Consider the following 20,436-nt stretch of genomic DNA (forward strand, 5'->3'; position numbering starts at 1 on the left):
TCACCACTTTCGTTTCCAAGAGAGTTATACACTATGTATAAAAATAGAATACCATTTTTATTTTTATTTAATCAAATATGAGAAAGCTTCTCCTATAGAACTACAGAAAAGGAATAATGTAGGATCCCACTCCTTTCCTGTATTCTTCATTAGATTTTTCGAACAACTTTGAAGTATTCTTCTAATGTCCAGTCATTTTCATATATATCTTTTGCAGATTTTTTCCCCACATATCGGAAATGCCATGGTTCGTATTTATACTGCGTTATACTTTCCTTTCCCTCAGGATAACGCAGTATAAATCCATATAGATGAGCATTTTCCTTTAACCATTTTCCTTCTTTCGTTTCTCCGAATTCTTCTGTTAATAAAAAGTCTGCACTTTTGCTTGAAATATCCATAGCTAGTCCTGTTTGGTGCTCACTATTACCAGGATAAGCAACTGCTTGTACCGCCTTTTCTTCTCCTACTCGGTCCACTTCTGCACCAAATAAGACTGTTTGACGATCATAAGAACGGTAACCTGAAACTGCGTAAAGGGTTATGCCACTCTTCTTTGCCCCATTAAACATGTCTTCCAAGGCTTTAGCAGCTTCTTCTCGCATATAACTTTTTTCAATATCCTGATTACCAAACGAAAATTCCACATTTGGTCGGACTAAATCTTCTGGTATATATCCATCTGGCAATCCAAATTCTTTATTGACAAGTGATACAATATTCATTGGATTTTGAATAATATTTCTTCCATCTACAACTTTAATTTCGTTAAAAAAGATCGATTCTAATGTCCATGGATATTCTTCTTCTTCGACCTCTTCAGGAGGAGTTTGTTGCTCTTCCTTCTCTTGCTCCTCTTCGTTAACCTGGTTTCCGCTATCTTGCTCATCCGCTTTTTCGTCCCAAAAAGAAATTTTATCTTTGAGGGATGAAAAATCAACTTTTTCACATCCCGTTAGCATAAGCGTTGCTATTGCTAGTGCAGGGATGGTTACTGATCTTTTCATTTATGTCACCTTACAAACCTTTTATATTTTCTCATTAAAATGATTATATAAAGGTATGCCAAAGCATACCTTTATATAATCTATACTATTTTTATTTAATTGCAGCTTCTAAAGCCACTTCGATCATTTCATTGAATGTTGATTGTCTTTCCTGTGCCGTTGTTTCTTCTCCAGTTAATATATGATCGCTTACTGTTAAAACAGATAGAGCTTTACGATTAAATTTAGCAGCGATAGTATAAAGTGCAGCTGATTCCATCTCGATAGCAAGAATTTGATACTTAGCCCATTTCTCTAACTCAGAATTATCATTATAAAACATATCTGCAGTAAATACATTTCCTACTTTTAAAGATAGTCCTTTTTCAAGTCCACTGTCATATGCTTTTTTTAGTAAATCAAAGTCAGCTGTTGGCGCATAATCTACACCACCAAATGTTAAACGATTCATTTGAGAGTCAGTTGAAGCACTCATCGCAAGAATGACATCTCTTACTTTTACATCCTTTTGAATGGCTCCACATGTACCAACACGAATTAAATTTTGTACATTATAGCTACTAATTAACTCATTAATATAAATAGAAATAGATGGAACACCCATTCCTGTCCCTTGTACACTAATTCTTTTCCCTTTATATGTTCCAGTGTATCCAAACATATTACGGACTTCATTATAGCATTTAGCGTCCTCCAGGAAATTTTCAGCAATGTATTTTGCTCTTAATGGATCTCCTGGTAGTAAAACTGTTTCTGCAATTTCATGTTCTTTTGCACCAATATGTACACTCATTAGTATTTCCTCCAATTGATACTCTTTTCAATATTCCTACTCAAATATATCATACTTATGAAAACTTCACTATTTGTACTATATCATATTCTAATATGCTGTAAAACATATTTAATTTTAGCATAACTGTTTTTTAAAAGGTTATACTAAAATTAGTTTTCCTCTACTAGGAAGGAAAACAGATTATCTAACTGTTTGAAAGCAAGTAAATGATAATGATAAATGCTTAAGAGGAGGATTATAATGGGAAAAAAGCATCGAAATCGTATAAATTCTCCAAAGAAAAATAATCATATACCAAAAGAAGCGATTATTGCTGAGCACGAAGCACATGGAAAAGAATATTCTGCAACAGGTCGGAAAAGATAGTTTTTAAAAAAGCGCTGACTTTCTTCTCCATTAAATAGGGAGAAGAAAGTCAGCGCTTCAAAAATTCATTTACTTACATAAAGAAAGGGCAAGGATTTAACCTCACCATTCTTATTTTTTTATTCATCAAGTTCCTCATCAATTATGCATTTTTCCAATAAATATTCAAATGTAATGTCAGCCAATTCTTCCATTTCACCTTCAGTAGGAACGAATCCCCTTTTTAATAGCTCACGAAAGAAAAACTCTGCTATTTCCTCAGTATCTATAATCACGTCGATTTCTTTCAAGCCTATCGCCCCCTTTTTAAAGAATATATGTGACATCTAAAAAAAAAATGCTTTCATAATAAAATTATCTGATAAAACTGACTTTATTTCAAGAAGAAATATCTACAATGCCAAATAATGAACGCAATTAAAAAATATCCTCCAGATAAGTTTAAAAAATAGACATGTTTATTAGAGCTTATACATATAGTTTTAGTAAAAAAAGGGAGGCATCCTATTATGAATAAAATCCAATATATAGTCGAAGATATAAAAGTAGATTTGAATAATGAAAACAGTGAGATCCTTACTATTCTTCATTCCCTTTTAAAAAAGCTCTTTACCCTACTTCTACTTAGCAGTGTACCGATGTTTATCTACCTATTATTCTAAATTTTTGGTTCCATTGTCCTTATCCGATCTGTTGCTTAATAGCTTCAATTTACGAAGAGTTAACTTCATTACTTGTTCATACTCAGCGTCTTTAAATAACGAATAAAGAATTCTGTAATCATTATATATATCTAACAAACCATCAATAAGCTCTTTCTTCTCCTTTGTTCTTTCTAACAATTCTTTTTCTGTCTGATGGAAGGAGCTACTTGATTTTTTAAGATCGATGGACTTTTGTTTTTTATCCATTATATATAAAAGCCCTAATTTTTGTATAAATGAATCAGCACTATCTGCATCTGCCACTAACGTTAATTCATCTTCTCCTGCCTCTAACCATTCACCATCACTAACTCTAGAAAGCTCGTAAATGACGTCTTCCCAAGCATCTGACTTATATCTCCAAATCTCTGTCCGAAATCCCATAATTTTAAAAAGGTTTGAACCATATCCTTTTACTTTCACTAAATCACCAATAAAGAAGCGATACTCTATATCGATTTTCTCTGAATCCATTATTTCTCCTTCATATTCAGACAGCATCTGTAGACTGGATTCTAAATATAATCCTTCACTTTTATTTACTTCATATACATGCATTTGATCTAAATATTTCACATCGGTAATTTTACCTACTGTACCATATATCGTGATTACAACTGTATCACCAATTTTGAATTTAGGTTTTTTTCGATTCGTCATAATTACTGATCCTCTCTAAACAAGATTGTGTGGCATTGCCTACTTATGCGGTTTTCCCCCACACTCTTGAGTAGAACATGTAATCAAATGAAGATGGGGGATATTAAAGGAATATAATCCTATCTTCAGTCACCATTTAATTTTCATCCTTTTTTGTTCGTCTACACTTTCACTTTCGCTTTTGTTTCTATTATCATATGCACTTATCTGCTATTCGCTCATAAAAATTCATGTATCCTAAAATCCAGTAGTTCCTTTTACTTTAAAACTTTTTATTCATTATATGTCTGTATGTCAATAGGAAGAATACATTCTTACGTTTAAGTACATGCAGTAGCTCTTCCTTTTTTCATTTAGGATATATAATTCTTAGAAAAAGGCAGTTACTTTGAAAAAAACCCAACAAAAAACACCCAAACAAATTCTTGCCGGATGTTTTCAATAGCTGTAATTTTTCTTTTCTTCTTGAAATAAGTATTGCTCCCAAGCCTCATCAAAAACGCGCATACTTGGAAGATAGTGCCCATTTAATTCTAAATAATCACTAATTTCGTCATAATCAAAGCTATTTTTAGGAAAATCATGATCAAGATAAGCGTCATTTGCAAATTCGCTAATTTGATCATTTGGTTCAGGGTGCCGAAACTTCATTAGAAAATGATAAAAGGATTTAGTCAAGATCTCACCTTCCTCGATCAATAGATATAACGTATACTATACATAAATGGAAATAATGGTGCAAGCGATACGGCCAATTTCCAAAGAAAATCTATTTGTTTGTCTATTTTATAAAAAGTCATTCTTTTGTCAGTAGAAATGCTTAGCTTATCCTTTAGTAGGGTAATTTAATGAACAGAATAAAAAAGGATCTCTATTATATAAGGAGGGAAAATAAAAAAGAAAGATGAAGAAAGGAATTAAATATTTTATTTACTCTCTTATTTTTATCGCCATTCTTGGCATGCTGTATTTATTAATTCATTCGAAAAAACCGGAAAGAAATGTCTATGAAAAAATAGCCGATGGTAAAAAGGTGAACTACTTAATTGTCGGCGATAGTATAGGACGTAGCTCAGGTGCTAGCAATAATCAACATAAATGGTTTCAACTAGTAGAAAGAGGTTTAACGAAAAAATACGGTGGCGCCTTTTCTAGGCATTTAGTTGTTCAAAGCGGTGCTACAGCATTTGAAGGACTTTATAAATTGAAGAATAACTTGTCTAAAGATATAGATCTAGTCTTCATTGTTTTTGGAGAAAATGATCGTAAATATATGGATAACAAGCAATTTTATTTCTTATATCAATCCTTATTAGATGAAATTGTCATCCGATTTCCCCATGCTGAGTTAATTACCATTACCGAAAGTAGTTTGGATAACGAGGAATTTATTGATGTTATTAAACAGCTTTCAAAAGACTATTATGCTACAAACATCGATATGAGAATTCCATTTCGAAATTCTCGGCTATCTACTGAACGATTAACAAATGACCTTGTACATCCAAATGATTATGGCTACTATTTATATGCTCAAGAAATAATCCAAACAATCGATACAGCAATACGCAAAGATAAAAAAGTGCTTACTTCTTCCATCCCTGTGAATGAGGTAAGTAGTTTAGAAATGAATACGAATTATTCTTATCGCTCTATTGATCCATCTTTTCAAAATAAAAAAGGTAATTATACCTCAAATCAAATTGGTTCCACTATAGAATATCAATTCTCTGGATCATTTTTAGGTGTAAACGTGATTAGAAGTGAAAAAGGTGGAAAGATGGATGTATTTATTGATGATAACTATGAAACCACTATTTCAACATGGTGGCCATTTAAGAAAGAAAGGTCTTTATATGTAACAAGTGGATTAACCAATAAAGATCATACTGTTAAATTTCAAATTTCTGCTGACAAATCTAGATATAATATTACAGATCAACAACTTATCCAAATTTCTTCCATCATTACGAATTAGCTTTATTTAAAGGAAAAAAATGAGGTTTGGACAACAGCTGATATCAAATATTTTATTATGGTTTAAAAAGTCAAGTAGAGAAAAATGCGTTCCATTAGCTATAGACTTTTGCTTTCTGTAGCGCACGATCTTAAGCATCAGCCGGTTCACAAACACAGACCACCTCAAAAATAAAATAACCCGAACAATTATACGAAATTTCAATTAACATCTCCGTATAATTGTTCGGGTTTATATTTGGTTGGAATACTTTTATCCCTGTGTCTTCCTATTTTTCAAATAATCGCAAATACTTTCCGTATCCTTTTTCTTCTAATTCTTCTTTTGGAATAAACTTCATTGCAGCTGAATTCATACAATATCGCAAACCTGTTGGATTCGGTCCATCATTAAATACATGACCTAAATGAGAATCAGCTTCTTTACTTCTTACTTCTGTCCGAATCATCCCATGACTAATATCTTTTTTCTCCATTAATTCTTCTTCATCAATTGGCTTTGTAAAACTTGGCCAGCCACAACCAGCATCGTATTTATCGAGAGAACTAAACAAAGGCTTGCCAGAAATAACATCTACATAAATACCTTCTGAAAATTCATTCCAATATTCATTATGAAACGGCGGCTCTGTTCCATTATTTTGGGTAACTTCATATTGTATAGGGGATAATTTTTCCTTTAATTTGTCTTTTTCCATTACTTATCTCTCCAATTCTCTTGAATATAGGCTGCACGTCCTGAACCGATATGGTAACGATTGTAATGTTCAGGATTCTTTTTATAATATGCTTGATGATAATCCTCTGCAGGATAGAAGGTAGAAGCAGGCAGTATTTTTGTAGCAATCGGCTTATTGAACTTTCCACTTGCCTCTAATTGCTGCTTTGATTCTTCCGCTAATTGCTTTTGTTCTTCCGTATGATAGAATATCGCCGTTTGATAAGAAAGACCACGGTCAAAGAACTGTCCACCGGCGTCTGTTGGGTCAATTTGCTGCCAGTATATACGAAGCAGTTTTTCATACGAATATACACTCGGATCATATGTAATTTGGACAGCCTCATAATGTCCAGTAGTCTCTGAACATACTTCTTTATAAGTTGGGTTCTCTTTATGGCCTCCTGTATAACCAGAAACAACCTTTATAATTCCAGGCTCTTGATCAAAGGGCTTAACCATACACCAGAAACACCCCCCCGCAAATGTTGCTAATTCCGTTTTCTTTTCCATTAAAACAGCCCCTTTAAAAAACATTCTTCTCTTTATATTCCCTTATCTTGATCATTTCACACTATTAGCTTAATGTTTAAGAGAGAAATATGCAAAAATAATGGCTTTAGTGGAAAGTAAAGTCCTTGCACTAATTATGCTAGGACTTTACCTTTTAATGGTGGAAAATTATCTTTTTTTGGATTGCTTTGTCATGTTCTTCCATTTTTTCTTTTCTTCAGACTGTGCTTTCTTATCCTGTCGTCTTTCTAAAAAAGCTAATTCTCGCAATAATTTTTTATAGCTTTGCAGTCTTTCTTCCTTCAATTCTCCCTTTTCAATCGCTAATTTTACTGCACAGCCAATCTCTTTTTCATGCTGGCAATCTCTAAATTTACAACTAGATGAAAGCTGTTCTATTTCCGAAAAGCTGTTAGAAATGCCATCTTCACTATTCCATAATTGAAGTTCCCTCATTCCTGGTGTATCAATTAAGATCGCATGGTTAGGTAATAATACCATCTCACGATTAGTTGTAGTATGCCTTCCCTTTGCATCCGAACCTCTAATTTCCTGTACTTCCTGCTTTTCAAACCCAATCAAATAATTAGTTAAAGTCGATTTACCAACACCTGAAGAACCTAGTAAGGCGATCGTTTTTCCTGGAAGAAGATATGTTTGCAGTTCATCTAATCCCAAATTATTTACAACACTTATTGTAACAATAGGGACACCATAACTAACACCTTCTACTAGCATTATTTTTTCTTTTATATCAACAGCTAGATCGGCTTTGGTTAAAACAATAACAGGATTTGCTCCACTCTCCCATGTTAAAGTTAAATATCTTTCTAATCTTCTTACATTCAAATCTTCATTTAACGAAAAGACCAAAAAGATTGTATCAACATTCGCTGCAACTATTTGCTCTTCCGTATTATTACCAGCAACTTTTCTAGAAAATTTGCTTTTTCTCGGCAAAATAGCAGTAATTGTTCCTTTTCTTTCTTCTTTTCTTGGAGAAACGATAACCCAATCTCCTACAGCAGGATATTCTTCCCTTGATTGAGCATCAAAAGCTAATTTACCAGATACTTCACATAATAGCTCTCCAAAAACGGACCATACTCGATACATCCTTTTATGCTCTAGCGAAATTCTGCCGATTATTTGATTTGTCTTTGCTGCCTTTTCAAATTGTTCTTTTATCTTATTGTTATACCCAATTTTTATTAACTCCATCAATAGACCTCCAAATGTTTACATAATAAAAAACCATGATACAGCCCATGGTTTTTAACAAACATTTAAAAATCCACCATAATAAATCGATTAGTCCTATTATTAAAAAAATAGGAACTTTAATACGAACTTATGGTTGTAACCGTCTGGGCTGTATGCTATATAAGCTATTTACGTGGAATAAAATAATTTTGCTCATAATACATCAGCCTCCTTTCATCAATATCTTTATTATATAAATTTTCTAACTAATTGTAAAGCTATTTTCTCCTTATTCCTTAGGCACTTTCCCTAATCTTTGGCATATTCTATTCTCAGAAAGATTCTTAAATATGGTATTTCATATACACTGAAAAAATTATTATTCCGAGGAGTGAGTAGAATGACCCAAGATCAAAATCACTCAATACAAGAAGCTGGTATGTATAATGTATTAAGTGATTATTATAAATATACTAATCCAGAATTACATGTTTATTACTATCATAAACATCTTCAAAGCTTGAAAAGTGCTTTTAATCATGAAAGTAAATCTGCAATAGTGCCAGATATCCAACGTCAAAAGGAATATGGAAAAATAAGAATATTAAATGGTTCCCTGGCTACCGAAAATGTCGATATTTACCTAAATGGGATGCGTATGTTTAAAGACGTCTCCTTTAAAACAATGAGCAATGATTTAACCATACCTGCAGGAAAATACCAAATAGATATTTATGAAACTGGAAAAATGATTGATACATTATGTAGTCAGAAAATAAATGTAGAGAGTAATGTTTACCATACTTTTGCAATTGGTGGAGTAGATAATAAGCTTAAACTACATGATTATCCTGAATATCCAGTAGTACCTCCTAATGAAACAAAATTACGATTTGTTCAACTTGCAGACAACTTACCACCAATTGATATTGCCGTTCAAAAAGGGGATGTCGTCTTTCCCTCCATCCATTATAAAGGGGCAACTTCTTACTTAGGATTGTATCCAATGACCGTCTTTTTAGAAGCAAGAAAATCACAAACAAAGGAAGTAATCCAAGCATTTCCTGCGATAAGGCTGGAAGCTGATAAAGCATATACGGCCTTTATTGTTAATGGAGCGGAAGACAAAAGTAGTGAATTGCTTCTCTTTTCCTGTTAACAAAAAAAGGCTATCCTTAAAGCTCATACAAACAAATTTCCAATGAGCGTTTAAAGGATTAGCCTTTTTTAAGTTTCTATTCCGTTGGCAGCAATAAGTTAAATTGAATATTATTTTGTTCTAAATCAAACGTACTCATTTCAACTTGCATCCCATTTTTTAAGTCCATATCGGTTAAATGAACATATATTTCTTCATCACTCGGTTGAATATCAACCCATTCTGGGAAATTGTATTGGTTAGCGATAAAATTCATGATGTATGAAACTGGCAATGGCAGCTGACCAATGCTAATTTCTTTTTGTTTTAATAATAAATCACCGTTTTCCAATGCTATTGGTTCAAATGTTAATTTCATTTGAATATCAGTATTAAAAATTGGTAATGTTCCATATAACTCTACTTGATCTGCTATATTTATTTCATAATGAATGGGGCCATTTAATCCTTCTTGTTCTAAATAGTGATTTATTAACTTGGTTAAATCCTCACGATTTGTCGTTACCGCAAAAGGAACTTCTTCTCGCTGTTCTTTCTTCACGATTGTTGACTTCTCAACTGGTCTAAATATCATAATCGCTAAAATAATAATACTAAGTAATAGAACACCTAATAATGTTAAAAAAGCTACTTTCCATTTATTGTTAAACAACCTTTTCTCCTCAATTCTCTTCTGTTTGCAAATTCTCTAGTATATCCGCTAACGGTGCTGTTAACATTTTATTATAGATAGCCTCTGCTATGAGCTTATATCCCTGGTCATTAGGATGAAAATAATCTTCATACAATAAATCTGATGTCGGATTTTCAAAAATACTTTCAATGCTTACAAAATAAGTATGATCATATTCTGCTAATACTTTTTCGCTCGTGTTATTCCAATCTGTAACAATTTGATTCATTTCTTTTATATCTGAAAACATCTTAATAAAAGGATTGTATACTCCTACCAATATAATTACTGCATTAGAATTGTTAGTCCGTACATTTGACAGTATTTCGTATAGGTTATTTTCATATTCATTCAATTGTTCATTAAAGGATTCCACTTGTAAATTGGTGAAATTATTTCTTACTACTTTCATAATGTCATTTCCACCAATAGTTATTATGACTCCATCTGCTTTTTGGATTGCTTTGCTTACTTCCTCTGTTTTAATTCTTTTTAATAATTGATCTGACCTGTTGCCTCGTACTCCATAATTAACAAAATCTGCTTTATTTACTCCCTTTGTTTCTTCAAGTAAATCTTGCAGATAAGGAACATACCCTCCTTTTCCAGTGCTGTCACCAACACCTTGTGTAAGGGAATCTCCAACAGATACTATGGACATTTCCTGTGGTAAAAAACTTACCGGAATGTCCTTTTTTTCGGTCACTACAACATCTTTTTCCTTAATATAGAGCGTCTGATTAGAGCAGGAAACAAGCATCAAAAGAGAGAATAATAAAACAAGGAAGGTAAATGGTTTTTTCATTCTTTCACCTACCTTCATTTTTTATAGTATAGCATACTGATAAGGTTTCGAAATTATTTTATGCACTTATTTTTTTACCAATAGCCTACCTATATTCATATTATTCGATTTTAAAAAAAGTGAAACGCTTTCTCTCTTTTTCACTTCTTATTTTAGCGTTTTTATTTAAAGTAGAATTGCTGCATGTCTAAACTCAACTATGACTATCCTTTTTAGAAAGTGGGATATAAATCTTAAATATTGTCCCTCTTCCCTTCTCACTTTGTACTTCAATCCGGCCCTTCATTTGTTCTACCATTTGATAACAGACCATTAATCCCATTCCCGTTCCTTTTTCTTTTAATGAATAAAAAGCTGTTCCTAACCGATTTACCTCCTCATCTGTCATTCCAATTCCAGTGTCCTCTATTTCAAACACGCCATCATTCATTGTTGAATATAGATTAATGGTTATAGTCCCTCCATTTTTCATCGCTTCGATTGCATTTTTTAAAATATTTATTAATACCTGCTTCAATTCATTATTATTAGCTTCTATGTATACTTGCTGTATATTCTTCTTAAAGTGAATTCCCTTACTTAGCATTGCATAAGAATGCATTAGATCGATGACTTTATTTGCTAAATCTGCTCCGTCAATCTTCTTTGATTGTTCAACGTCAGGCTTTGCTAGTGATAAATAATCATTAATTATTGTTTCGGCCCTATTCATTTCTTCAATCATCAATTTAATATAGGTTCTTTCTTCTTCACTCATATGTTCTTTCGCATGAAATATTTGTAAAAAACCTTTGACAACCGTCATTGGATTTCTGATCTCATGGGCAACAGATGCCGCAAGCTGGCCAACGGCATTCATTTTCTCTGCCTTTTGCAGCTCACGATTCATCTTCATCGATTCGACAATATTATCCATTTGCTTAAGTGCTTCTTCCATTGTTGTTAATTGAAAATCCTTAGATATTGTACCAAGCTCCTTTGCCGTATTTGTCAATCTGTAAAAAAGAGAGGCAAGATTATCAACGACTTCATTAAAATTTCGCATTAAGCTTTGCAATTCTTTATTTCCACTTAATTCCATTTTTACTTCGAAGTTCCCGAAACTTAATTCATTTAAACTTATCATCAATTGATTTATAGGACGAAGAACTTTATTTAACCACCTTCTTAAGTATAGAAAAATCATTAAATAACTTATTAAAATAAACAAACCAGTTTGAATGATTATCTTCTTAAAAAAAATGAATTGATCATTGATCTTCGTGTCCATCCCTATAATTCCGACTAATTGTCCATTTTCATCATTAATAGGTGTAAAGGAACTCATATAATACTCTTCCTTTAATCTGTATATGCTACTATGCTGCATATCATGCGATGCAATTGATTTATTGTAAACGTCCATTGCTTTATCTGCTAAAGTATTAACATAATTGATTTCCAATTTTAAATCTTGGGGAGAAATAACTGCTATAGGAGCCTGTTCTTCATTTTCTTCTATTATTGATATATATATATTCTCCGGCATCTCTGAAAGTTTATTGTTAAAATCAGTTGAATGGATCACGTTTTGTAAAATTTGATTAGAAGTATTACTTTTCCATAATTTCATTTGAAAAGAAACATTGTTACTTAATGAAGTTAAAACTTCTTCTCCATCATTTTCAACATGTATTTTTAAATCTTGATAATGAAAATAAAAAATGAATGTCATAAAAAGAATTAAAAGGAAAAAAGGCAGAAAAAAAGATACTACTTGTTTTTTATTCACAAACGGAATATTACATATTTTTTTTATCATACTGGCCACCTATTTCTTATATTCCTTGGTCTGTATCAGTCAATAAGGTTATATCTAATGCTTTTAACACACAATTTCACAATTAAATACACTGCTTTACTTATAAGTGTACGTAAATATAATTATTAACTTGATTCGACATTTTCGCTTAAATTCCCTTTAATTACTCCATTTTTTTATTTAATAGGCTAAGTTTTGTAAAGTTTGTTGCTAAGAGTCGCAGCCTGAATCCACTTCTCTAGTTTCATTTCTCCCATTTTCTACAAATACGTTCACCTGTCATAGAAGATTTATTTCCTTTTTTTCCACTATTGTCAGAATAAAAGAAGCTGGGACAAAACTAAATAACTAATCTTTAAAGACGAACAATCTTTAATTTTATCTCTTAAATAAAGCTACTTTCTCATGATGGTTATCTATGTTTTTAAATCTAGTTAAGTGTAAAAATTAAGTCGTTCAATTGCGCTACAGACGGTCGATGCGCCGGGGAGGAAGCTGAGCCTCCTCGCTGCGTGGCCACTGAAAAAGTGAATTACCTGGTGAATCGGTAGTTACCAAACCATTCTAACTTAGTGTAGGCTTTTGTTTTCCGAGGCTTACCGCTCGCTTTCCACGGGGCGAGCGCCGAGCCGCTTCGTCGCTACGCTCCTGCAGGGTCTCGGACTTTCTCGCATCTCCCGTAGGAGTCGAGCGGACACCTCTCCAAACCAACTTATTATTCGCTTTCAAATAAATAAAACCTCATTTTATTTGGAGAACTAGACTTTTTCAGTGCCCTCCTCGCTGCGCTGCGGGGTCTAAAGCGTCTCTTATTCCCGCAGGAGTCGAGCGTCCTCCGCTCCATTTCACTTCGTTTTTAAACCTTTTTCTAAAAAAACAAACACGAACTATAATGTAATTAAATTACATTATAGTTCGTGTTTGTTGTTGATTGAAATACTTATGTCCCAGCCTCTTTTATAAATGCATCTAAAATCTTATCAAGTTGGTAAGATTGCTATTCAATATAGTAGCTGAAACCAATAGCTCCGGGTCCTGTATGTGTTGAAATAACAGGTGTAGTATAATCTATATCCACTTTATTAAATCCAGTGGCCTTTTCTATTGCTTCCTTCAATTTAATGGCAACTTCAAGACTACCAGCATGTGTAATTCCTACACTTTTAATTTTCTTGCCAAGACTGTCTTCTACAAATGCACCTACTAAATACTTTACTGCTTGGGAGCGACTTCTAACTTTTGCAATAGGTGTATATACACCTTCCTCAAGCGTCGCGATTGGCTTAATATTTAGTAAAGAGCCTAGAAAAGCTTTTCCTTTTCCAATTCTTCCGCCCTTCATTAAATTCTCTAATGTATCGACTACTACAAAAAGTTTCGTATGCTTTTTCACATGATTTAATCTTTGCAATATTTCCGCTACATTATGTCCATTTTGCACCATTTTTGCAGCTTCTAATACTTGAAAAGATAACCCCTTTGAAATAAACTCAGAGTCTACTACAAAGACACTCGCCTTTGTTAATTGGCTCGCACTTTTAGCTGATTCTACCGTCCCACTCATACCGCCTGTCATATGAATGGATATAATATCATACCCTTTATCAGCAAGTTCATCATATTTTTCAATGAAAGTGCCAACAGAAGGCTGTGAAGTTTTAGGCAATTCATCTGATTCCATCATTTTATCAATAAATTCAGCAGGGGTAATATCCACCCTATCCAAATATGATTTATTATTAATATAAATTGATAAAGATATTACCTCAATTTCATATTTTTCTAATATTTCCTTCGATAAATCAACTGTTGAATCTGTTACAATTTTAATTTTTTTCATTTCACACGTCCCTATTTGTCATTCATTTTTTCATTAAAACGCTTACTTTATTATACATTTATTTTTTAGGATTTTCCTATGCTCACTCTATTGATTTTATTTTTTGAGCATATACTATTCACTATACCACAAATTATACTTTTCGTAACCTGTGAATTTTATCACATATCCTTGATGTTTCTTTAAGAATAAAATATGTGTACGCATTTAGAAAATTATTTCTACTTGTCCTTGTTTCATGTTAAAAATAGTTAAAAAAATGGCCATGCATGATTAAATTTCTCACGCATGGCCATTACCGATTACTTTAGATGTTAGACGAGCAAATGAAATAAATTAGAATCTCTATTCACTTCCGTGTAAGGAAAACCTTTTTTATCCATTCTTTCAATTAGTCCTTTATAGTCATCCCTATTCTTCAGCTCTAAGCCAACAAGCGCTGGACCATTCTCTTTATTATTCTTTTTGGCATATTCAAACCGGACAATATCATCATCGGGTCCTAACACATCATCTAAAAATTCTCTAAGCGCACCTGCTCTTTGGGGGAAATTTACAATGAAGTGATATAACAATCCCTCATATAGTAGAGAACGTTCTTTAATATCCTGCATACGATCAATATCGTTATTTCCACCGCTAATTACAAGTACAATGTTTTTCCCTTTTATCTTTTCTTTATATAAATCGAGGGCAGCAACTGGCAAAGCTCCTGCTGGTTCGGCAACGATAGCATGCTCATTATATAAAGAAAGAATAGACGTACAAACTTTTCCCTCAGGCACTAAAACAATATCATCAACATAATCTCTACAGATTTCAAAATTCTTTTGTCCAACACTTTTGACTGCTGCACCATCAACAAATTTATCAATCTTATTTAGTGTTACTACCTTATTTCTAATTAAGGCTTCTTTCATCGAAGGTGCACCAGCTGGCTCCACACCAATCATTTGAGTTAATGGAGAAACGCTTTTCATGTATGTACTTAATCCTGCCATTAAACCGCCGCCACCAATGCTTGCAAAAACATAATCAATTGGAACATCAATATCATTCATCATTTCAATGGCCATCGTTCCTTGCCCTGCAATGACATTCTCATCATTAAATGGATGAATAAATGCTCTTTCTTCTGCTTCTGCACAAGCAACTGCTTCTACATAGGAATCATCAAATGTATCACCAGTTAAAATAATCTCCACATTTTCCTTCCCAAACATTTTAACCTGCGTAACCTTTTGTTTAGGCGTTGTAGCTGGCATGAAAATTTTCCCATGAACATTTAAATAACGACAAGAATATGCTACACCTTGAGCATGGTTTCCTGCACTTGCACAAACAACACCATTTTTCATTTTTTCTATTTCTAGCATCTTCATCGAATAAAATGCACCCCTTAATTTAAAGGAACGCACATGCTGTAGATCTTCCCTTTTTAAATAAACATTGCAATCATATTTTTCAGATAATCGATAATTTTTTTGTAAGGGAGTATGGGCTACTATGTCTTTAATTCCTTGGTATGCAATAATAATATCCTCCAATTGCACCCATTTTTTCATTACATTTTGTTCCATTTCCACACCCTCATTTCTAACCATTTTAATTCGTACATTATACCATGAATTTTTCGCTTTCTCCTAATAAAATTTTAAATTTTCTTTTTTTTCATATATTTTGATTGCGTAGAATTTTTCCCAATAAATTCATCGCTGTATTTGTTTGTTTTTATGGAAGTAATACCTTACAATGAAAGAATAAGGAGTGACTTTCATTTATGAATTTTTCAATAAAAGATTTTTCGCTAAAAGAAGAGATAGCCAACAGTATAACCCATGGTATTGGATTACTTATGAGCATTCCCGCTTTAGTAATGCTTATTTTAAATGCAGCTGAAACTGCTAACCCATGGAGAATTGTAAGTTTTTCCATTTTTGGTGCTTCCATGATTATCCTCTATCTATGCTCCACATTATTGCATAGTATTACCCATGAAAAAGTAAAGGATTTTTTCGAGATATTGGATCATTCATCCATCTATCTTCTAATCGCAGGAACATATACTCCCTTTGTTTTAGTTGCCATTCGTGGTAGCTTAGGCTGGACCCTTTTTGGGATTGTTTGGGCATTAGCTATTATTGGGATTGTCTTTAAATGTTACTATGTCAAAAAATATATTGTAACATCAACAATCCTCTATGTTATTATGGGCTGGCTAATTGTGATGGCAATCGTGCCACTTTATCATGCAATTGGAATGACTGGTTTCCTGTTTCTCATTGGAGGTGGCCTGCTTTATACTGTTGGTAGTGTATTTTATGTCATGCAAAAAATCCCCTACTTTCATGCCATTTGGCATATTTTTGTTTTAGCTGGCAGTGCTTTAATGTATTTTTGTGTATATCTCTATGTTTAATTAATATAAAAGATTACTACAATCTTTCTATAAGAAAAAGGAAGGCGAATTCGCCTTCCTTTTTCTTATTATTCCGCTCTTTCATAGACATAAAACACATGAGGATACAAGTTTTTGTCATTTACTATCCCTTTTTGTTCACTTACAAGTTTCCATTCATGCCAATTTAAAGCAGGAAAAAAGGTATTTCCTTCAAATTCATGGTCGATTCGTGTAATGTATAATCGGTCTGTTTCGCTTAATGTTTCTGCAAAAAGCTCAGCACCACCAATTACAAATATTTCTTCCTCCTGATGGGCTTTACTCCATTTATAAAATTCATCAATCGAATAGAATATTGTACATCCTTCACAAATATACCCTTGATTTCTCGTAATAACGACATTTTCACGATTTGGAAGATTTCTGCCGATTGAGTCCCTTGTTTTTCTCCCCATCACAATTGGATGCCCTGTCGTTATTTTTTTGAAATACTTTAAATCCTCTGGCAAATGCCATGGCAATTGATTATTCAAACCAATAACATTATTTCTATCCATTGCAACAATTAAGGAAATCATACACTGACCACCCCTTTAATATGGGGATGTGCTTCATAATTAACGATTTCAAAATCTTCATATTTAAAGGAAAAAATATCTTTTACGTCTTTATTCATTTTCAACTGTGGTAATGTCTTTGGATCTCTCGTTAACTGAAGTTTTACCTGCTCAACATGATTTGTATAGATATGAACATCTCCAAAGGAATGAATAAATTCTCCTACCTCTAAATCACAAACTTGGGCGATCATATGTGTAAGCAGAGCGTAAGAAGCAATATTAAAAGGCACTCCAAGAAATACATCTGCTGAACGCTGGTACAGTTGACAAGATAATTTACCATCTGCAACATAAAATTGAAAAAGACAATGACATGGTGGCAAAGCCATTTTCTCCATGTCCCCAACGTTCCATGCACTAATAATTAATCTTCTAGAATCTGGATTTGTCTTGATTGCATGAATCAATTCAGATATTTGGTCAATTGTGTTCCCTTCTCTTGTCGTCCAAGAGCGCCATTGATGTCCATAAACTGGGCCTAAGTTACCTTGCTCATCTGCCCATTCATTCCAAATTCGAACATTATGATCTTGTAAATATTTCACATTTGTATCGCCATTTAAAAACCAAAGCAACTCATAAATTATGGAACGTAAATGCAGCTTTTTCGTTGTAATTAATGGAAATCCTTCTGAAAGATCAAACCTCATTTGATATCCAAAGGTACTAATAGTTCCAGTTCCAGTTCGATCTTCTTTTTTTACACCATTTGTTAAAACATGCTTACATAGATCTAAATATTGTCTCATTTTATACACCCTTTATATTAAATTGCGATTCCCTACAAGCTTATTGTATTGTAGCGATATACTGATATGTTTTCGGAGCTAGTTGCGAAAGTGTTTCCTTTTCCTTTCCTCCCATATAAAACATGGCAAATGTTTCTGCGAAATATTCTTCTGCATATTGAAGAAAGTATTGTCTATTAGGAAATAACTTCCCTTTTTCCTCGTTCCAAACTAATCTATATGCTTCTGTTTTGCTCGCATTGTTTAGAACTTTATAATCAATGGAATGAGCCAATTCATGATATTCTAAATTAACAGAGCTGTGCCCTTGTCCCTTTTCACTCGCACCTATTTTTACAAGAACCACTTTCCCGCCACCAATACCAGGAACATCATCCCACGTCTTTTGAGAGGTGTAGCCCCTTGGAATAATTCCAGCAAATTTCTGTGCTGTCTTATTATCTGTTAATTTTCCAGTAAATAATTTTACTTTTATTCCCCTAGATTGCACCTTATTTAATAGAGTAGAAGGCAATTGATTTAATCTTTCAATTATTGCAGCTGCTTCTTCTTGATCATAAGATTCTTCTGGCAAAATTATCATATTTCCTAAGTTTTCTTTTGCTTCTAGGGATAAATTCGCCTTAATAATGGTTAGTTCAGATAAGTTTTTTAAGTATATTTCATTATTCGGAAGCTGGGAGTTTCCCATCAAAATGCTCGTTGCTGCTATCATACATAATGGTGCTATTCTTTTGAGCCATCTCATCCATATCCCCCACAACTAACCTCTCTAGTTTTTTTTCTAAAAATAAGAAAGAGAGGAGAATCCTATTCTATTAAAATTATAGCATAGGTTAGGAATCTCAAAAACTAGATAAAATTACCTAAAATCTTCATAAAAAAATCCAAAAGAATGGATAGAAGAATATTTTTGCAATTCTTCTGCTGTCATTCTTTTGGGATATGACTCTTTTTAAAGACTTACAATTCTAGTTACACTTCTAATCCATAATTACGGCACAGGGCGGCAAGTCCTCCTGAAAAACCACTTCCAATAGCATTAAATTTCCATTCCCCATTATGTTTGTAAAGCTCACAAACGATAACAGCTGTCTCAACAGAAAAATCTTCTCCTAAGTCAAAGCGTAGGATTTCTATATTATTATCTTCATTTACGACACGTACAAACGCATTGGAAACTTGTCCAAAGTTTTGTCTTCTTGATTCCGCATCATGAATAGTAACAGCAATGCCGATTTTATTAACGTGAAGAGGAATCTTCGTAAAATCAATAATGATTTGTTCGTCATCTCCATCTCCCTCACCCGTGCGATTATCACCAGTATGCTCCACTCCACCGCTTGGATGGACAAGATTATTATAAAAAATAAAATCCTCGTCATTAATAACCTTGCCGTTTTCATTTGCCATAAAAGCTGACGCATCTAAATCAAAGCCAGTTCCACCATCGTACTGGTTAATATCCCATCCCAACCCTATGATAGCTCTAGTTAACCCTGGATTTGTTTTTGTTAAATCAATTCGTTGTCCTTTAGAAAGATTAATACTCATTTCTATTCCCCCATATCTGAATAATAGATTGATTTATAGACAGCAGCTTTTTTGTGCCTAGTTGACAAAATTAGGAATAAGATTTAACTACTTCACCTAGACTACCTGCGTTTGTCCCTGTACCAATTGCCGCAAACTTCCAATCTTGTCCATGTCTATATAATTCACCGACTATCAAACTAGTCTTACCTGCATAATCATCTGTCAAGTTGTAGTGAATAAGCGATTGATTGGATAAAGGATTGACGATTCGAATAAAAGCATTTTGAATCATGCCAAAATGTTGTCTTCTTTTCACTGCATCATATATATTTACAACAAATATTAACTTTTGAATATGTGATGGCACCTTATTTAATTCAATATTTATTTGTTCATCATCCCCATCACCGTCACCTGTTAGGTTATCTCCTGAATGGTGGACACTACCATCGCGGCTTTTTAAATTTCCAAAATAGATAACATCATTATTTGCTTGAACCTTCCCCTGTTCATTGACCATAATGACAGAAGCATCACAATCAATACTTGCTGTCGAACCACCACCAAATAAAGATCCTAATAGCCCTCCGCCTTTATTTTGCTGAACTGGATCCCAGCCAAGACCAATTAAAATTTTACTTAATCCTGGATTTCCCTTTGTTAAATCAACTCTTTGTCCTTTTTGTAAATTAATTGCCATGATTCTCACTCCTATGTATGGTAGTAATATTTGTTATCAAACTTTTTTTAAAGCTTTCAATAAATGAAATAATATTAATCCATGCTAACTTACAAAAGAAATTTGCTATTAAAAGAAATGTGTTGATTGCAGAGAAAACAGGCATTCATAAGGAAGAAAGACGTACTTACTTAACCAACCCTATGTTTTCAACTTAACTACCTATAGA

23 protein-coding genes are annotated in these 20,436 nt (G+C 33.1%); 5 read left to right on the forward strand and 18 right to left on the reverse strand.

Annotated features, from left to right (window positions below; all coding sequences use genetic code 11):
• Window positions 1-149: 149 nt before the first annotated feature.
• Both ACTNDN_RS02980 and deoD read right to left on the reverse strand, forming a co-directional pair.
• Entirely contained in the window at window positions 150-1,007 is an 858-nt protein-coding gene (locus ACTNDN_RS02980) for a M15 family metallopeptidase (protein ID WP_031535992.1), read from the reverse strand.
• Between the two features lie 91 nt (window positions 1,008-1,098).
• On the reverse strand, window positions 1,099-1,800 hold the full coding sequence (deoD, locus tag ACTNDN_RS02985; protein ID WP_235251648.1) for a purine-nucleoside phosphorylase: 702 nt from the start codon (window positions 1,798-1,800) through the stop codon (window positions 1,099-1,101).
• Window positions 1,801-2,043: 243 nt separating this feature from the next.
• On the opposite strand from deoD, the gene ACTNDN_RS02990 reads away from it, so the two are divergent.
• Window positions 2,044-2,169 carry a hypothetical protein gene (locus tag ACTNDN_RS02990; RefSeq protein WP_016203953.1) on the forward strand — a complete coding sequence of 42 codons (126 nt, stop codon included), beginning with the start codon at window positions 2,044-2,046 and terminating at the stop codon, window positions 2,167-2,169.
• A 119-nt stretch (window positions 2,170-2,288) separates the two neighbouring features.
• On the opposite strand, the gene ACTNDN_RS02995 is transcribed toward ACTNDN_RS02990, so the two are convergent.
• A complete protein-coding gene (locus tag ACTNDN_RS02995) occupies window positions 2,289-2,459 on the reverse strand; it encodes a YozD family protein (RefSeq protein WP_065429127.1) in 171 nt (56 codons plus the stop codon).
• 219 nt (window positions 2,460-2,678) lie between these two features.
• On the opposite strand from ACTNDN_RS02995, the gene ACTNDN_RS03000 reads away from it, so the two are divergent.
• Complete coding sequence (locus ACTNDN_RS03000) at window positions 2,679-2,831, forward strand: hypothetical protein (RefSeq protein WP_441130765.1); 153 nt, start codon at window positions 2,679-2,681, stop codon at window positions 2,829-2,831.
• On the opposite strand, the gene ACTNDN_RS03005 is transcribed toward ACTNDN_RS03000, so the two are convergent.
• Window positions 2,823-3,533 carry a hypothetical protein gene (locus ACTNDN_RS03005; protein ID WP_031535996.1) on the reverse strand — a complete coding sequence of 237 codons (711 nt, stop codon included), beginning with the start codon at window positions 3,531-3,533 and terminating at the stop codon, window positions 2,823-2,825. The genes ACTNDN_RS03000 and ACTNDN_RS03005 overlap by 9 nt on opposite strands.
• Before the next feature lie 438 nt (window positions 3,534-3,971).
• Window positions 3,972-4,211, reverse strand: coding sequence for a YozE family protein (locus ACTNDN_RS03010; RefSeq protein WP_035416077.1), 240 nt, complete (start codon window positions 4,209-4,211; stop codon window positions 3,972-3,974).
• A gap of 226 nt (window positions 4,212-4,437) precedes the next feature.
• On the opposite strand from ACTNDN_RS03010, the gene ACTNDN_RS03015 reads away from it, so the two are divergent.
• A complete protein-coding gene (locus ACTNDN_RS03015) occupies window positions 4,438-5,511 on the forward strand; it encodes a GDSL-type esterase/lipase family protein (protein ID WP_441130766.1) in 1,074 nt (357 codons plus the stop codon).
• 268 nt (window positions 5,512-5,779) lie between these two features.
• On the opposite strand, the gene msrB is transcribed toward ACTNDN_RS03015, so the two are convergent.
• The 3 genes from msrB to rsgA form a co-directional block, all read right to left on the reverse strand.
• A complete protein-coding gene (msrB, locus tag ACTNDN_RS03020) occupies window positions 5,780-6,208 on the reverse strand; it encodes a peptide-methionine (R)-S-oxide reductase MsrB (RefSeq protein ID WP_031536002.1) in 429 nt (142 codons plus the stop codon).
• Window positions 6,208-6,741 (reverse strand): peptide-methionine (S)-S-oxide reductase MsrA, encoded by a 534-nt coding sequence (msrA, locus tag ACTNDN_RS03025; protein WP_031536004.1) that lies wholly within the window; start codon window positions 6,739-6,741, stop codon window positions 6,208-6,210. Before msrA ends, msrB begins: the two co-directional genes overlap by 1 nt.
• A gap of 168 nt (window positions 6,742-6,909) precedes the next feature.
• Window positions 6,910-7,962: a ribosome small subunit-dependent GTPase A gene (rsgA, locus tag ACTNDN_RS03030; RefSeq protein WP_031536006.1), complete on the reverse strand. Its 1,053-nt coding sequence runs from the start codon at window positions 7,960-7,962 to the stop codon at window positions 6,910-6,912.
• Window positions 7,963-8,344: 382 nt separating this feature from the next.
• On the opposite strand from rsgA, the gene ACTNDN_RS03035 reads away from it, so the two are divergent.
• Entirely contained in the window at window positions 8,345-9,103 is a 759-nt protein-coding gene (locus ACTNDN_RS03035) for a DUF4397 domain-containing protein (protein WP_035416079.1), read from the forward strand.
• A 76-nt stretch (window positions 9,104-9,179) separates the two neighbouring features.
• On the opposite strand, the gene ACTNDN_RS03040 is transcribed toward ACTNDN_RS03035, so the two are convergent.
• The 5 genes from ACTNDN_RS03040 to ilvA all read right to left on the reverse strand — a co-directional run bounded on the left by ACTNDN_RS03040 (window position 9,180) and on the right by ilvA (window position 15,802).
• A complete protein-coding gene (locus ACTNDN_RS03040) occupies window positions 9,180-9,755 on the reverse strand; it encodes a YpmS family protein (protein ID WP_031536010.1) in 576 nt (191 codons plus the stop codon).
• A 10-nt stretch (window positions 9,756-9,765) separates the two neighbouring features.
• The gene (locus ACTNDN_RS03045) at window positions 9,766-10,581 is read right to left on the reverse strand and encodes an SGNH/GDSL hydrolase family protein (protein WP_251629883.1); all 816 of its coding nucleotides are present in this window, start codon (window positions 10,579-10,581) and stop codon (window positions 9,766-9,768) included.
• A 193-nt stretch (window positions 10,582-10,774) separates the two neighbouring features.
• Complete coding sequence (locus ACTNDN_RS03050) at window positions 10,775-12,382, reverse strand: sensor histidine kinase (RefSeq protein ID WP_251629882.1); 1,608 nt, start codon at window positions 12,380-12,382, stop codon at window positions 10,775-10,777.
• A gap of 997 nt (window positions 12,383-13,379) precedes the next feature.
• Window positions 13,380-14,222 carry a DegV family protein gene (locus ACTNDN_RS03055; RefSeq protein WP_031538135.1) on the reverse strand — a complete coding sequence of 281 codons (843 nt, stop codon included), beginning with the start codon at window positions 14,220-14,222 and terminating at the stop codon, window positions 13,380-13,382.
• Between the two features lie 314 nt (window positions 14,223-14,536).
• On the reverse strand, window positions 14,537-15,802 hold the full coding sequence (gene ilvA / locus ACTNDN_RS03060) for a threonine ammonia-lyase IlvA (protein WP_031538136.1): 1,266 nt from the start codon (window positions 15,800-15,802) through the stop codon (window positions 14,537-14,539).
• A gap of 200 nt (window positions 15,803-16,002) precedes the next feature.
• Here ilvA and trhA point away from each other — a divergent pair, with 200 nt between their 5' ends.
• Window positions 16,003-16,641, forward strand: coding sequence for a PAQR family membrane homeostasis protein TrhA (trhA, locus tag ACTNDN_RS03065; protein ID WP_031538137.1), 639 nt, complete (start codon window positions 16,003-16,005; stop codon window positions 16,639-16,641).
• Between the two features lie 68 nt (window positions 16,642-16,709).
• Here trhA and ACTNDN_RS03070 read toward each other — a convergent pair whose 3' ends face one another.
• From ACTNDN_RS03070 to ACTNDN_RS03090, 5 genes are all read right to left on the reverse strand, one after another.
• Complete coding sequence (locus ACTNDN_RS03070) at window positions 16,710-17,201, reverse strand: dihydrofolate reductase (protein WP_031538138.1); 492 nt, start codon at window positions 17,199-17,201, stop codon at window positions 16,710-16,712.
• The gene (locus tag ACTNDN_RS03075; protein WP_031538139.1) at window positions 17,198-17,992 is read right to left on the reverse strand and encodes a thymidylate synthase; all 795 of its coding nucleotides are present in this window, start codon (window positions 17,990-17,992) and stop codon (window positions 17,198-17,200) included. Before ACTNDN_RS03075 ends, ACTNDN_RS03070 begins: the two co-directional genes overlap by 4 nt.
• A 40-nt stretch (window positions 17,993-18,032) precedes the next feature.
• Window positions 18,033-18,740: an anthrax toxin lethal factor-related metalloendopeptidase gene (locus tag ACTNDN_RS03080; protein ID WP_031538140.1), complete on the reverse strand. Its 708-nt coding sequence runs from the start codon at window positions 18,738-18,740 to the stop codon at window positions 18,033-18,035.
• Window positions 18,741-18,967: 227 nt separating this feature from the next.
• Window positions 18,968-19,546 (reverse strand): TerD family protein, encoded by a 579-nt coding sequence (locus tag ACTNDN_RS03085; RefSeq protein WP_031538142.1) that lies wholly within the window; start codon window positions 19,544-19,546, stop codon window positions 18,968-18,970.
• 70 nt (window positions 19,547-19,616) lie between these two features.
• Entirely contained in the window at window positions 19,617-20,228 is a 612-nt protein-coding gene (locus ACTNDN_RS03090) for a TerD family protein (RefSeq protein ID WP_031538143.1), read from the reverse strand.
• Window positions 20,229-20,436: the final 208 nt, after the last annotated feature.

The organism is Niallia sp. HCP3S3_B10 (assembly GCF_052064465.1).
Taxonomy (GTDB): domain Bacteria; phylum Bacillota; class Bacilli; order Bacillales; family Cytobacillaceae; genus Niallia; species Niallia hominis.

Bases quoted from the DNA above. Each gene is read 5' to 3' on its own strand.
- ACTNDN_RS02980 (WP_031535992.1), bottom strand. From the start codon at position 1,007: ATGAAAAGATCAGTAACCATCCCTGCACTAGCAATAGCAACGCTTATG.
- deoD (WP_235251648.1), bottom strand. From the start codon at position 1,800: ATGAGTGTACATATTGGTGCAAAAGAACATGAAATTGCAGAAACAGTT.
- ACTNDN_RS02990 (WP_016203953.1), top strand. From the start codon at position 2,044: ATGGGAAAAAAGCATCGAAATCGTATAAATTCTCCAAAGAAAAATAAT.
- ACTNDN_RS03000 (WP_441130765.1), top strand. From the start codon at position 2,679: ATGAATAAAATCCAATATATAGTCGAAGATATAAAAGTAGATTTGAAT.
- ACTNDN_RS03005 (WP_031535996.1), bottom strand. From the start codon at position 3,533: ATGACGAATCGAAAAAAACCTAAATTCAAAATTGGTGATACAGTTGTA.
- ACTNDN_RS03015 (WP_441130766.1), top strand. From the start codon at position 4,438: ATGAAGAAAGGAATTAAATATTTTATTTACTCTCTTATTTTTATCGCC.
- msrB (WP_031536002.1), bottom strand. From the start codon at position 6,208: ATGGAAAAAGACAAATTAAAGGAAAAATTATCCCCTATACAATATGAA.
- msrA (WP_031536004.1), bottom strand. From the start codon at position 6,741: ATGGAAAAGAAAACGGAATTAGCAACATTTGCGGGGGGGTGTTTCTGG.
- rsgA (WP_031536006.1), bottom strand. From the start codon at position 7,962: ATGGAGTTAATAAAAATTGGGTATAACAATAAGATAAAAGAACAATTT.
- ACTNDN_RS03035 (WP_035416079.1), top strand. From the start codon at position 8,345: ATGACCCAAGATCAAAATCACTCAATACAAGAAGCTGGTATGTATAAT.
- ACTNDN_RS03045 (WP_251629883.1), bottom strand. From the start codon at position 10,581: ATGAAAAAACCATTTACCTTCCTTGTTTTATTATTCTCTCTTTTGATG.
- ACTNDN_RS03050 (WP_251629882.1), bottom strand. From the start codon at position 12,382: ATGATAAAAAAAATATGTAATATTCCGTTTGTGAATAAAAAACAAGTA.
- ACTNDN_RS03055 (WP_031538135.1), bottom strand. From the start codon at position 14,222: ATGAAAAAAATTAAAATTGTAACAGATTCAACAGTTGATTTATCGAAG.
- ilvA (WP_031538136.1), bottom strand. From the start codon at position 15,802: ATGGAACAAAATGTAATGAAAAAATGGGTGCAATTGGAGGATATTATT.
- trhA (WP_031538137.1), top strand. From the start codon at position 16,003: ATGAATTTTTCAATAAAAGATTTTTCGCTAAAAGAAGAGATAGCCAAC.
- ACTNDN_RS03070 (WP_031538138.1), bottom strand. From the start codon at position 17,201: ATGATTTCCTTAATTGTTGCAATGGATAGAAATAATGTTATTGGTTTG.
- ACTNDN_RS03075 (WP_031538139.1), bottom strand. From the start codon at position 17,992: ATGAGACAATATTTAGATCTATGTAAGCATGTTTTAACAAATGGTGTA.
- ACTNDN_RS03080 (WP_031538140.1), bottom strand. From the start codon at position 18,740: ATGAGATGGCTCAAAAGAATAGCACCATTATGTATGATAGCAGCAACG.
- ACTNDN_RS03085 (WP_031538142.1), bottom strand. From the start codon at position 19,546: ATGAGTATTAATCTTTCTAAAGGACAACGAATTGATTTAACAAAAACA.
- ACTNDN_RS03090 (WP_031538143.1), bottom strand. From the start codon at position 20,228: ATGGCAATTAATTTACAAAAAGGACAAAGAGTTGATTTAACAAAGGGA.